The organism is Delftia sp. SD018, assembly GCF_017355445.1.
In the GTDB taxonomy this organism is placed as follows: Bacteria; Pseudomonadota; Gammaproteobacteria; order Burkholderiales; family Burkholderiaceae_C; genus Comamonas; species Comamonas acidovorans.
Genome location: NZ_JADDRN010000003.1, coordinates 82,873 through 95,859, shown reverse-complemented (window position 1 = coordinate 95,859; position 12,987 = coordinate 82,873). Strand labels below are relative to the sequence as shown.

Genomic DNA, 12,987 nt, shown 5'->3' with positions numbered 1-12,987 from the left:
GCTTGCGATGAGTGCTCCTGGCCTCACGGCGCGGCCTGCGCATCACAATGGCTTTGATGTGTTGCGCATGGCTGCAGCGTCTGCCGTGATATTCAGCCATCACTTCCACATCACGGGCACCAAGCCTCCCGGGTGGCTGCACGCAGACATGGTGGGCGGAGTGGCCGTGATGACCTTTTTCAGCATCAGCGGCTTTCTTGTCACATTGAGCTGGTTGCGCGATCCTCGGGTTCTGGCATTCGTTTTCAAGAGGTTGCTGCGACTTTGGCCAGGCATGCTTGTCGCCGTCTTGTTGGGCGTATTTCTGTTCGGTCCCATCTTCACGTCGCTGCCACTGGGCGAATTCCTGATTCATCCGGAAACGCTGGCGCATTGGCGCAATCTCTTACTGGTCAAGGCCTATGTCGTGATGCCTGGGGTGTTCCCTGCAAATCCACTGGCAGGACTGATGAATGGCCCTTTATGGACGATTCCCTTGGAGCTGTTGTGCTACGCCGTCCTTGTGGGTGCTGGCGCCCTGGGGGTTTTCCGCTGGAGGCCATTGGCATGTGCCGTGCTTCTGGCCTATCTGGCCTTCTTTTTGGCAATGAGAAACGCGGACCTGACAGGGTCGATGCGGCATTGGTTTGAGTATCCTGCCTACTTTGCCTTCGGCAGTCTGCTTGCCTTGTGGCAACAGAGGTTTGCTGAGCACGGCGGTGTGATGGTGCTGGTACTGCTGCCGTTGTCTGCCGTGCTGTTCTTCGGATTGAAGCTTCAGCACACGGCGGGGCTGCTGCTGCTTCCTCCGCTTCTGGTCTATCTTGGATCTTTGCGCGCCCCTGTCTTTTCCTGGCTGCACCGGGCAGGAGACCCTTCATATGGCATCTATGTATTGGGATGCCCGATACAGCAGGCAGTGCAGGCGACGTGGCCACACTTGCCGTTTGCCTGGAGCCTTCTGGCCGCGCTCATGCTGGCGTTGGTTGCTGGTTATGCCTCCTGGCATCTGGTGGAGGCTCCCGCCTTGCGTTTCAAACGTCTGGCGCATCGTTTTTGAGTTTGGCAGAGGGTTAATGCTGCATGGAGAATTCCCAAGGCATCGGCAACCGCTTTGATCTTCTGCGCCTTGCGGCGGCTCTGGCCGTCTTCGCCGCGCACGGAGATTTTCTGTATCGACTCCATCTGCCCGTGCCATTTCCGGGCCATAGCCTGGGGTCGTTGGCGGTTTATGTGTTTTTCTTTATCAGCGGTTATCTGGTTTGCGAGAGCTGGATGCGGGCACCCATGTGGCGCGCCTTTTGGCTGAAGCGCTTGATGCGCATCTTCCCGGGTCTGGCAGTGGCTGTCACTTTTTCGGTTTTTGTGCTGGGCTGGGCCGTCACCACGATGCCGTCCACTGAATACTGGGCCGCGCGAGGAACCTGGAATAACTTCCTGAACAATGTGATGGGCTTGGCGACCGTCCAGACCCTGCCAGGTGTGTTCGAGTCAAATCCGTTTGCGCGCGCAGTCAATGGTTCGCTGTGGACCATACGCTACGAGCTTTTCATGTACCTGCTGCTGGCGTCGCTGGCATGGTTTGCCAGAGGACGCCGCTGGATTTACCCCCTGTCGGCTTTCCTGCTGGCGATTGCGTGGCAGCTTGCCCGCAGCGGAGGGTGGGATGAAGCCTTGGCCGCCACAGGTGGTCCGGTGGCCGAGTTGTTCAGATGGCGGGATTTCTGCGGCTTTGGCGTGCCGTTTTTTCTGGGCAGCACGATGGCAGCCTACCGCGTCCGTCCCCGTGCATGGATGGCTGCAATTGCATTGGGCGCCATCGTATGCGCATTGCTGGCTGACGTTGCGCTTTGGCGGCAGGTTGCTGTCTGGGTCCTGATTGCCTGCGGGACGCTCTATGTGGCCTTCGTGGGCAATCCGAAGGCTGGCAGCCGTTGGCGTGCAGATTTGTCCTATGGCGTATACATCTACGCTTTCCCTGTGCAGCAAGCCGTCGTTGAACTGTGTCTGCGCAGGGTATGGCCGCTGTGGGTCAGCTTGCTGTTGTCTCTGGGGCTGATCCTGGCGTTGGCCCTGCTGTCCTGGCATTGTGTGGAGCGCCCCTGCATTCAGACGGCCAAGCGTTGGTTGAAGCGCTGGCCTACCACCGAAGGGACGCAGCCTAGGCCTGCAGCCAATTCTTGACCCGGCGCTGCCAGTGCGCGGGAATGCGCCTAGCCACGCCGCGCAGGATGGGGAGCGAGCGCAGATGGGCCAGCAGGATCAAGGCCCCAGATCTTGCCGCATGGTCCTGGCGTTGCAGGCGATGTGTGGCCAGGAAAGCCGAATCCAGTGGCTGGAGCAGGGCCTGATCGCGCGGCTGCAGTCCCTGGAGATAACCGTCGCCATAGAAAGTGGCTCCCGGCTGGGCGGTCGCACTCTCTGTCGCGGTGGGTTGCTGCGGTGGCTGCCCTTCAATGAAGTGGCGTTCGCGTATTTGCGCGAAGAAGTCCAGCCATTGGGCGGTGCTGGCGTCCCAGGGCATGACCCAGGACCAGTCGCGGCCCGCCAGCCTTTCGGGAAAGGCCCCTATGTCGGGCGCGACGATCGGCAGCCCGGCGGCCAGGCAGGCGCTCAGGGTGTAGCTGTAGGTCTCCGGCCATTGGGCAGGGAACCAGGCCAGGTCGGGCTGCAACCACTGCAGCAGAGCAGGCAGTTCTTCTTCCTTGTAGCCGCCGTGCACGGTCAGGCGTGCGCGCGGCTGGGTCTGCAGGCTGCGGTAGCCATAGCCGAGCAGATGGAATTCCACAGGAGCTCCCCGCTTAGCGGCTTCGATCGCCACGGCTTCCAGTACGTCGGCGCCCTTGATGGCGCTCATGGCTCCCAGTACGACGATCTTGAGCGGGGCCGTGGCGGCCAGCGGGTGTGCCACCGGGGCCGGCAGCTGTGCCGGCAGGTCGGTGTGGGCAACTGCCTGGACGCGGGCACCGGGCACGAAACCGGAGATCCGGCTGGCCGTGTCCTGGCTGGGGGCCAGCACATGGCGCGCGTTGTTCAGCAGCAGCGCATTGCGATGGCGCCACTGGGCCACGGTGCCGGCATAGGGGGCTGTGTCCGTTGGTTCGCAGCAGCCGCACTCGCCCGCGCGGGGCGGCACGACGTAGCGGTTGTCGATGCCGGTCAGCGAGATGTTCTTGCAGTAGGTATAGAAATCATGGGCCGTGAAGTCATGGGCCGCACCCAGACGGGCTGGAAGGTCCAGGATGGTTTCGCTGTGGCCCAGGAGATGCTGGTAGTGCACATGCACCACGCCCAGCTGGCGCAGTGCCTGCACCAGTTCCTCCATCTGGTCGGCGACGCGGAAGGCGAGCTCGAATGCTTCCTTTTCCTCGGCACGGCGCAATATCACGGTGCCACCTGCGGCTGGCGAGAGCATGAGGAACAGTGCCTTGCCTTGCAGGAACTGCGCCAGTTCGCGGACATGGCGCACGGTGCCGCCCGCCCGGTCGTGGAGTACGGCCAGCACCACAGGCTGGTGTGCGGCCTCTGCCTGCAGGCGTGCCACATCCAGCGCAAGGCGCGCGGTGCGCGCAGGGTCGGCCTGGACGAAGGTCATGACATCGGCTTCGTAGCGCGGATGCAGGCGGCGCAGCGTCTCCATGGCGGCACGTTCGCGCGGGCTCTTGCTTTCGCCGAAGCTCACGCCGCCCGTGTGCAGCACGAAGGTGTCCAGCAGATGCAGGTTGCGCCAGCCGGCCGCAGCGGCGCGCTGGCAGAAGTCGTTTTCTTCGCCATAGCCCTTGCCGAAGTGCTCGGTATCGAACAGGCCGACGGCGTTCAGGCTATCGCGGCGGATGTACATGCAAAAGCCCACGCCGGTGGGCACGTCCACCACCTGGCCGGGATTGGTGCGCGCGCACAGTGCGTCGATGGCGGCGGTGTCCATGCCGGGCGGCAGGTCGTTGCCCTCGCAAAAGCGCGGATAGCTGCAGATGGTGGCGTTGTTGGAAAACGGCGTGACGGAGGCGATACGTGCATCGCCGTAGGCGGCCTGGCGGATGCGGTCCAGCCAGTCATTGGCGACTACGGTGTCGCTGTTGAGCAGCAGCACGTCATGGGCGGTGTTCAGCGCCATGCCCCGGTTGACGGTGCCGACGAAGCCGAGGTTCTCCTCGTTCTCCAGCAGGGTGATGCGAGGCTCTTGTGCCGCCTTCTCGCGCAGCCAAGCCGTGACTTCGGGCTCTGGGCTGGCATCGTTGATGACCACCAGTTGCCAGTGCGTGCGGCAGGGGCTGGCCAGAACGGATTCGATGCAGTTGCGCGTGTCATCCAGGCCGCGGTACACGGGCACGATCACATCGACGGGCTGCTGGGGCATCTGCTGGGGTACGGGCGTATGGAGGACGGGGGCAGGCACTGGCGTGCGGCCCAGCAGGCGGTCAATGCGCATCTTGGCGTGGACGAGGGGGCGCGTGGCCCGGAAGACGGTGGAGTTCTCGATGTCGCGCAGGTGCTGTTCCAGGCGCGCGAAATCCCGCTGTACGCGGGTGGCTTCCTGTTGCCAGATGGCGCGCTCCTTGCTCTGTGATTGGTGGCTGTCTTCCAACAGGGCGTTGCGGTGCTGCAGGCGCTGGATCGAAGCACTGCGTTCCTCCAGCTGCTGGATATCCTGCGCATGCTGCTGCTCGAGCAGCATGCGCTGTGTGTGCCATTGGTCCTGCAGATCATTGGCCCTGCTGCGTTCCTGCGCGATCTGCCGCTCAAGCGGCTGCACGGCCCCGGCCAGTGCCAGATAGTCGGCCGACATGGGCCATCCCATCTCGATCTCCAGCGAGGCGCCACGCAGGGGGGCCAGGGTTTCTGCGGGAATGGGAAGTTCGAACCAGGGGTCATCGCCGGTCAGCAGCAGCATCAGCGCGAATGCGCCTGCCGGATGGAGCCCGTTCCACACCAACTGATGGTGAGGGCGTTGCCCCAGCAAGGCGGCGTCCGAATCCTCGGGCAGCCATTGCCAGACGACGGCGCCTTGCGCATCGAACAAGGCCAGCCGGTGCAGATGTACGAAGCCCGGCCGGTCGGCCAAGTCCAGGCGCAGATGGCTCAGCGAAGTGTTGTGGTCGGGCAGTGCAAAGCGCAATGTCTGACGTGCCTGGCCAATGATGCCGGTGGTGGAGAGCTTGCTCTCTTCCTCATAGCGGCCAGCGCGTGCCATGTAGAGCTGGGCCGTGAACAGCGCATGCCCCTGAGGGTAGTTCAGCGGCGGCTCGATGGGCAGCGCCTGGGCGGCGGGCGCTGCACTGGCGATGAACTGGTAGGCCAGTGCATCGGGCGTGGCCAGCAGGTGGCGGGCAACGGCCGGGGGCAGGCTGTCGTAGGCGACGCGGAATTCCGATTCGGGAAGGGCGCGCTCGATGGTGTCGATGTCATCGACCTGCCAGTTTTGCTCGGCCAGAAAGCGCGACAGCGAGCGCCGCGTGAAAAAGCGCAGGTGGGTGCGGTCCAGCAGGCCTTCTTCGCGGTAGCGGAATTCGCCGTGCAGCAGTTCTGCCACCAGGCCGCTGTAGCCTGCGTTGGGTACGGAGATCAGCAGCCGACCTTCCGGCGTCAGCCGCTTGCGGCAGGCAGCCAGAATGCGCTCGGGCTGGCGCAGGTGCTCGAGCACGTCGGCGCAGACGATGTAGTCATAGCGCGCGTCGCCGAAGAGCTGGTCCAGGTCGCAGTCCTCCAGGTCGGCCACATGGACATGGCGGTAGAAGGGCGCGGCATGGCGGGCCTCTTCCTGGCTCAGGGTGACGCCGTCGCAGACGCATTGCTTGTGCTCGGCGAGGAAGGCGCCCAGCGCGCCGCTGCCGCAGCCCAGATCCAGTATGTGCGCCTGGGCCCGGACATGGCCGGCCAGCACGGACAGCGACGTGCGCTCGTTCAGATCGACGGTGCGCAGGTAGACGTGGGGATCGGGAATGGGTGTGGTCATAGGAAATGAGGTGCCAGGCGCGGTCCGGGCAGGGATCGATCGCCCGTCATATTCATCTGCGCCAGTCGACCGTGGCCGGTCCGCAGAGAGCGGCGGAGCACGCCCACGCCAGGCGCAAAAAATCCCGGAAGTCCGGGCGGCAGATTGTCGCGCATCATAATCCCGGCCACCGCAGTGATTGCATGGCATGGCGGGTTAATGACATTTTGTGCGGCTGTTGCATTTCCTTGCATCACGGCATACCCGCTGACGCCTTCCGGGCGCCTTCCGCTGAATACTCGGAGCCGCCGTTTTTTCGGCACAGGTATGCGGGTTGGAATTTGAAGATCTGAAGGGCGGCATTGATGGGTTCATCGTTGGTCGTGTCGGTGGTGAGCCACGGACATGGCGCTCATATACAGAGGCTGCTTGAATGCCTGGGTTCGGCGCGCCTTGCGCCGATGTCCCGCGTGGTGCTGACGCTCAATATTCCCGAACCGGAGCCCCTGGCTCCAGCGACCGGCTGGCCTTTTGTCCTGGAGATACGGCGCAATGCGCAACCCCTGGGTTTTGGCTGCAACCACAACCGGGCGCTGGCGAATGCCCGGGAGGCGTTTGTCTGCGTGATCAATCCTGACGTGTACTGGGGAGCGCAGGAAGAGCCGCTGCAAGAGCTTCTGGCGCTGGCGGCCCGGCCGGGGTTGGCCCTGGCCTATCCCCCGCAGATCGGCGAAGACGGCACGCTGCAGGATTTCGAGCGGGAACTGCCATCTTTCTGGAATTTGCTGCGACGCAAGCTGCACGGGCGTGTGGAGCAGCGTGTGGAATGGGTCAATGCGGCCTGTCTGGTGCTGGGCCGGGATAGCTGGATGCGGCTGCGTGGGTTTGACGAAGGTTTCTATATGTATTGTGAGGATGTGGATCTGTGCCTTCGCCTGCGGGTGCTGGGCGGAGAGCTTCGGCGCGGTGAGTTGCCTGTCGTCCATGCGGGTCAGAGGGCGAGCCGGCGCAGCCTGCGCCATGGCGCATGGCACGTGGCCAGCCTGCTGCGGCTGTGGAGCCGTCCGGCCTACCGCAAGGCCCGAGACCTGCCGCAGGCAGCGCCCTCGCTGCGCAGCCTGCACGGGGAGCCATCGTGATCTGGATGGCGGTATTGGCCTTCATGGTGTCTTGCACCGGCTGTGCACTGCTGGTGCGCTGGGCCGGGCGGTCCTCGACGTCCTCTTACGGATACGACAAGCCGCAGCGCTTTCACATCGGCGAGGTACCCCGGCTTGGGGGCGTGCCGATGTACCTCGGGCTGGCTGTCTCCTGGGGCGTGGGCACCTGGCTGAGCATGCGCGGAGATCCTTCCTCGCTGCGCATGCAGTTGTGGGTTGTCGTGTGCCTGGCCGCCATGCTGCCGGCCGTGGTCGGCGGCGTCATCGAGGATGTATCGCAGCGCCTGAGCGTGCGTTACCGCCTGGTGCTGACCCTGCTGAGCGCCGTGCTGGCGGTTTTGCTGTGCGGCCTCACCGTGCCCCGGCTCGGCTGGCCCTGGCTGGAGCAGGCACTGGGCCCGGCCATGCCCTGGCTGGGCATGGGCCTGGCCGTCCTGGCCCTGACGGGCCTGCCCCATGCCTTCAACATCATCGACGGCTACAACGGGCTGGCCGGCATGGTGGCCACCATCATCTGCCTGGCGCTGGCCCACGTGGCACTGCAGGTGGGGGACCGAACCCTGGCCGCCATGCTGGTGACGCTGGCCGCCGCCACCTGCGGCTTCCTGGTCTGGAACTACCCGCGCGGCATGATGTTTGCAGGCGATGGCGGGGCCTATGTCTGGGGGCTGGCGATTGCCTTGGCCAGCATTGCCCTGGTGCAGCGCAATTCCGCAGTCTCGCCATGGTTTCCCATGCTGCTGCTGATCTATCCCGTCTGGGAGACGGTGTTTTCCATCTACCGCAAGCTGATGCGCGGCATGTCGCCGGGCATGGCGGATGCCCTGCATTTCCACCAGTTGATCTACCGGCGCATCGTGCGCGGCGTGTTCGACGACGATCTGGCACGGCGCATGCTGCGCCGCAATAACCGGACTTCGCCCTACCTGTGGGCCTTCACGCTGCTGACCGTGGTGCCGGCATTGCTGTTTTGGAGCAACACGCCCGTTCTGGTGGGTTTTTGCCTGCTGTTCGTGGTCAGCTATGTGATCGCCTATCTGGCCATCGTGCGCTTCAAGCTGCCGGGCTGGATGCAGAACAATGGATGATGGCCGGGCGCCAGTGGGCGTTCCGTCATCCGGGCATGCAACACTGCGGCGCAGTTGCGGCACAATGCCCGCCTTGTTGTTGACTACTTCCACGCCCCAGGGCTAGCACCATGAACGATATCCTCTCGATTGCCCCCCGCGACAAGGCCGAAATCCTCGCCCAGGCCCTGCCCTACATCCGCAAGTTCCATGGCAAGACCATGGTCATCAAGTATGGCGGCAACGCCATGACCGATCCGGCCCTGCAGGCCGACTTCGCGGAAGACGTGGTGCTGCTGAAGTTGGTGGGCATGAATCCGGTGGTGGTGCATGGCGGCGGGCCGCAGATCGAGACGGCCCTCAACCGCCTGGGCAAGAAGGGCGAGTTCATCCAGGGCATGCGCGTGACCGACGCGGAAACCATGGAAGTCGTGGAATGGGTGCTGGCCGGCGAGGTGCAGCAGGACATCGTGGGCCTGATCCACCAGGCCGGCGGCAAGGCCGTGGGCCTGACAGGGCGCGATGGTGGCCTGATCCGCGCACGCAAGCTCAAGATGGTCGACAACAAGGATCCGAACATCGAGTACGACGTGGGCCAGGTGGGCGATATCGTCTCCATCGACCCCAGCGTGGTGCGCGCGCTGCAGGATGACGCCTTCATCCCCGTGATCAGCCCCATCGGCTTTGGCGAGGAAAACGAGAGCTACAACATCAACGCAGACGTGGTTGCCAGCAAGCTGGCCACCGTGCTGCAAGCCGAAAAGCTGGTGCTGCTGACCAACACCCCCGGCGTACTGGACAAGGCGGGCAGCCTGCTGACCGACCTCACGGCGCGCGAGATCGACGCCCTGTTCGCCGACGGCACCATCTCGGGCGGCATGCTGCCCAAGATCAGCGGCGCCCTGGATGCCGCCAAGGCGGGAGTCAACGCAGTGCACATCATCGACGGCCGCGTGCCGCATGCCATGCTGCTGGAAATCCTGACCGACCAGGCCTACGGCACCATGATCCGCAGCCATTGAGGCCCGATGGCGCGGACTTTGCGGTTCGCGTTACCATCGTGCATGGCCCGGGCGTGGTCTGACGGCCTGGGCCGGTTTGCTGCAAGCCGCCTTTGGGCGGCTTTTGTTTTTTAGGTTTGATATGCGTTTGCTTCTTGTGGAAGACGATGTGATGGTGGCCAGCGGCATCAAGCTGGGGCTGTCCGATGCGGGCTATGCCGTGGACTGGGTCGGCAGTGCCGAGCGCGCCCTGGAGGTGCTGGCCCAGGAAGCCTTCGACCTGGCCGTGATCGACATCGGTCTGCCGGGCATCGACGGGCTGGAGCTCACACGCCGCCTGCGCAGCAGCGCCGTCGAGAGCTCGGCCATGCCCGTGCTGATCCTGACGGCGCGCGATGCGCTGCAGGACCGCGTGCAGGGCCTGGACCAGGGCGCCGACGACTACATGGTCAAGCCCTTCGAGCTTCCCGAACTGCTGGCCCGGCTGCGTGCGCTGCTGCGCCGCTCGCAGGCAGCCACATCGGCCGTCCTGAGCTTCGGTCCCATCGAGCTGGACACGGCAGGCCGCCGCGCCGGCGCGCGCCAGCCTGCGCAAGACGATGAGAGCGAGGGAAAACTGCTGCCCATCGACCTGGGCCCACGTGAATGGACCGTGCTGGAATACCTGCTGATCCACGCGCCCAAGCCCGCCAGCAAGGACAAGCTGCTGCAGGCGCTCACGGGCTGGGACCGCGAGATCACGCCCAATGCGGTCGAGGTCTATGTCTCTCGCCTGCGCAGCAAGCTGGAGCCGCATGGCGTGGCACTTCGTTCCATCCGTGGCTTCGGCTATCGGCTGGAGCTCTCGCATACCGCTGCCTGATGTGGACATGGCGCATGGCCCCAGGCGCTGACCGCCCATGACAGCCAATCTGCGCCTTCGCCTGCTGGTGCTGCTGGTGGTGCCGCTGACGCTGCTGGCACTGATGGGCGGCTGGTTCGGCTATCGCTCGGCAGACGAAGCCTCCACCCAGCATGACCAGCGCCTTTTGCGCCTGCTGCCTGCGCTGGCCGATTCAGTGCTGGCGCCGTCGATCGCCGAGGGAACGCCGCCCCTGGTGGCGCTGACGCCCGCCATCGAGGACGTCTTGCGCCAGCGCGGCGACGACGTCGGATATGCCATAGGTGACCTGCAGGGCCATGTGGTTGCCGGCGACACCTGGATCCGCTTCGACGTGCCTTCCACGCCGCTGGCCGAATTCCACAGCCAGGAGCATGACGGCCTGACCTACCGCGTGGCCGTCATGCGCGCCGAGACCTATGGCGCCGGTGAAATGGTGCTGGTGCTGGCCGATGGCGGCGATGTGCGCCAGCAATGGGTACGCCAGTTGCTGCTGCATGTGCTGCTGCCGAGCGTGCTGCTGATCGCGGGTGCCGGCATCGCCATCTACTGGTCGGTCAGCCGGGCTTTCCGGCCGCTTCTGACCCTGACCCAGGCTGTGGAGCGGCGCTCGCCGCGCGACCTCAGTCCCATCTCGGAGCACAGCTCGCCGGCCGAAGTCCGTCCGCTGGTGCGCTCGCTCAATCGCCTGTTTGCACTGGTCAACGCACAGGCCGAAGGCCAGCGGCGCTTTGTGGCCGATGCGGCCCATCAATTGCGCACGCCGCTGGCGGCCTTGCAGGCCCAGGTCGAGGCCTGGGCGCTGAGCGCGCAGGCTGCCCAGGCCGAGGCGCGGCGCAAGGGCACCGAGGCCCAGGTGGTGCTCAGCGTGACGCAGATCGAGCAGTTGCGCGATGCCACGCGGCGCACCTCGCAGCTGGCACGCCAGTTGCTGGCGCTGTCACGTGCCGACGCCCGCAATGCCGAAGTCCAGCCGCTGCAGAAGGTGGACCTCAAGGACCTGTGCGAAAGCATGCTGGAAATGTTCTTCGACCAGGCCAGCGCCAAGGGGCTGGACTTCGGCCTTGACGTGGCGGCCGCCAGTGTCTGGGGCCACAGCTGGCTGCTGCGCGAACTGGTGTCCAACCTCGTGGACAACGCCATCAAGTACACGCCGCCCGGCGGCAGCGTCACGCTGCGCTGCGGCATGTACCATGGCGCGGCACAGTCTGCGGATGAGCCGCAAGGCTGGGCCTTCCTGGAGATCGAGGACGACGGCCCCGGCGTGCCCGAGGCCGAGCGCTCGCAGATCACGCAGCGCTTTTACCGCGCGCAGGGCGCGGCCGGCGACGGCACCGGGCTGGGATTGGCCATTGCCGAAGAAATCGCCCTGCTGCACCAGGGCACTCTGGCCTTTGGCGCCGCAGCGCAGGGCAAGGGCCTGCTGGTACGCTTGGAGCTTCCATTGCAAATGCCGGCCATGCTCTCGGAAACAATAGCAGCGCAAGCAACAGGCAAGCGATCCTGACGGTTGCGCTCATGGGGACAGCTTTGTGCGGAGTTGCCGCCGAGGGCTGTGAGAGAATTACTTACAAATAGTTGATCTGCTTATGTCCGAGTCTGAAGTTCTGTCGCCTTTATCCGCTCCTGGCGCTGATGTCGTTTCCGACGAAGCCGCCTCCGCTTCCGCCCCTACGCCTGCGCGCAAACGCCCCAAACCCGGGGAGCGGCGCGAGCAGATCCTGCAGGCGCTTGCGGCCATGCTGGAGAAGCCGGGCGCAGAACGCATCACCACGGCAGCGCTGGCAGCCCATCTGGGCGTCAGCGAGGCAGCCCTGTACCGCCACTTCGCCAGCAAGGCACAGATGTTCGAAGGCCTGATCGAGTTCATCGAGCAGTCCGTCTTCACGCTGGTGCAGCAGATCGTCGGGCGGGATGTGCCGGAGGAAGAGCGTCCCGCAGTGGACGGAATGCGCCAGGCCAGCCGCGTGATCTCCCTTGTGCTGCAGTTCGGCGAGCGCAACCCCGGCATGGTGCGCGTCATGGTGGGCGATGCCATCGTCTTCGAGCACGAGCGCCTGCAGGCCCGCATGAACCAGTTCTTCGACCGCATCGAATCCACGCTGCGCCAGTGCCTGCGCCCCGCCGCCGGTGCGCTGGGCTCTTCCGCCCCGACGGTCGATGCCCAGGTGGCCGCCAGCGTGCTGACATCGTTCGCGCTGGGCCGCCTGCAGCGCTACGCGCGCTCGGGTTTCCGCCGCCTGCCGACCGAGCATCTGGAAGCCAGCCTGGCCTTGATGGTCTGAACATGGCCCAGCGGACCCCAGGGTCCGCTTTGCAGCCAAGCCACCCGCTTGCGCCGGTGGCTTTTTTTGCGACCAGGGCCTTGCTTCGTCGCGGTGGCTGTGCTCAGCCCACGAGATTGCGCCGCCGCCTGGCCGGTGCTGTCACGCCCAGCGCCGCAACGATGCGCCCCACCTGGCCTTCCGTAATCCCATGCTCGGCAGCCAGTTGCCGGGCCGTTTTGTCCGTGGCGTAGTCTGCAGCGATGCGCTGATTGCGCAGTGCCTGCAGTGCACGCGCCGCCCTGGGCAGCTGGAAGTGGGGCAGGCCGCCATACTCACGGGCGAGCTGGAGCAAGGCTGGCACGCCGATGGTGGCCGCATAGGGATGCTCGGCTGTGACCTTGTCCGGCGTGGGAACGTAGATGCGCAGTCCACCCCAGCGCTGCACCAGGGCCATCGTGGGCTGCAGCCCGATCAGGCGCTCGAAGTCCTGCAGCAGGGGCGGAAGCAGATCGCTGCAAGTGCCATGGTGCGAGGCGGCTGACGCGGGCGTGTGCATGCCGATGGCGAGAGGCAGGGCAGCAGGCCGAAAGCCCTGGAAGGCGGGTGCCGGATGGTGTTCGGAATGCATTTTGGCTGTACGCTCTTGGTTCAAAAGGAAACGGTTCAATTTGAACCATATTCTTGGTCCATAACGAACCACT

At 64.9% G+C, this 12,987-nt stretch carries 10 protein-coding genes; 8 read left to right on the top strand and 2 right to left on the bottom strand.

Translation table 11 applies throughout. The annotated features are described in order from the left end of the window. Window positions 1-7 precede the first annotated feature (7 nt). A complete protein-coding gene (locus INR38_RS05330; protein ID WP_097203714.1) occupies window positions 8-1,039 on the top strand; it encodes an acyltransferase in 1,032 nt (343 codons plus the stop codon). Window positions 1,040-1,062: 23 nt separating this feature from the next. Next, the gene (locus INR38_RS05325; protein WP_207444132.1) at window positions 1,063-2,163 is read left to right on the top strand and encodes an acyltransferase; all 1,101 of its coding nucleotides are present in this window, start codon (window positions 1,063-1,065) and stop codon (window positions 2,161-2,163) included. Here INR38_RS05325 and INR38_RS05320 read toward each other — a convergent pair. Continuing rightward, window positions 2,141-5,932, bottom strand: coding sequence for a methyltransferase domain-containing protein (locus INR38_RS05320; protein ID WP_207444131.1), 3,792 nt, complete (start codon window positions 5,930-5,932; stop codon window positions 2,141-2,143). The genes INR38_RS05325 and INR38_RS05320 overlap by 23 nt on opposite strands. 344 nt (window positions 5,933-6,276) lie before the next feature. Here INR38_RS05320 and INR38_RS05315 point away from each other — a divergent pair, with 344 nt between their 5' ends. The 6 genes from INR38_RS05315 to slmA all read left to right on the top strand — a co-directional run bounded on the left by INR38_RS05315 (window position 6,277) and on the right by slmA (window position 12,304). After that, a complete protein-coding gene (locus INR38_RS05315) occupies window positions 6,277-7,050 on the top strand; it encodes a glycosyl transferase (RefSeq protein WP_199961764.1) in 774 nt (257 codons plus the stop codon). Window positions 7,051-7,055: 5 nt separating this feature from the next. Continuing rightward, window positions 7,056-8,159, top strand: coding sequence for a glycosyltransferase (locus INR38_RS05310; RefSeq protein WP_012203250.1), 1,104 nt, complete (start codon window positions 7,056-7,058; stop codon window positions 8,157-8,159). 110 nt (window positions 8,160-8,269) lie between these two features. Then, window positions 8,270-9,160: an acetylglutamate kinase gene (argB, locus tag INR38_RS05305; RefSeq protein WP_012203251.1), complete on the top strand. Its 891-nt coding sequence runs from the start codon at window positions 8,270-8,272 to the stop codon at window positions 9,158-9,160. A 121-nt stretch (window positions 9,161-9,281) separates the two neighbouring features. After that, window positions 9,282-10,001 carry a response regulator transcription factor gene (locus INR38_RS05300; RefSeq protein ID WP_012203252.1) on the top strand — a complete coding sequence of 240 codons (720 nt, stop codon included), beginning with the start codon at window positions 9,282-9,284 and terminating at the stop codon, window positions 9,999-10,001. Between the two features lie 37 nt (window positions 10,002-10,038). Beyond that, window positions 10,039-11,526 carry a sensor histidine kinase gene (locus INR38_RS05295; RefSeq protein ID WP_034390299.1) on the top strand — a complete coding sequence of 496 codons (1,488 nt, stop codon included), beginning with the start codon at window positions 10,039-10,041 and terminating at the stop codon, window positions 11,524-11,526. 82 nt (window positions 11,527-11,608) lie between these two features. Then, window positions 11,609-12,304, top strand: coding sequence for a nucleoid occlusion factor SlmA (slmA, locus tag INR38_RS05290; RefSeq protein ID WP_012203254.1), 696 nt, complete (start codon window positions 11,609-11,611; stop codon window positions 12,302-12,304). A 103-nt stretch (window positions 12,305-12,407) separates the two neighbouring features. Here slmA and INR38_RS05285 read toward each other — a convergent pair whose 3' ends face one another. Continuing rightward, window positions 12,408-12,914: a Mor transcription activator family protein gene (locus tag INR38_RS05285; protein WP_207444130.1), complete on the bottom strand. Its 507-nt coding sequence runs from the start codon at window positions 12,912-12,914 to the stop codon at window positions 12,408-12,410. Window positions 12,915-12,987: the final 73 nt, after the last annotated feature.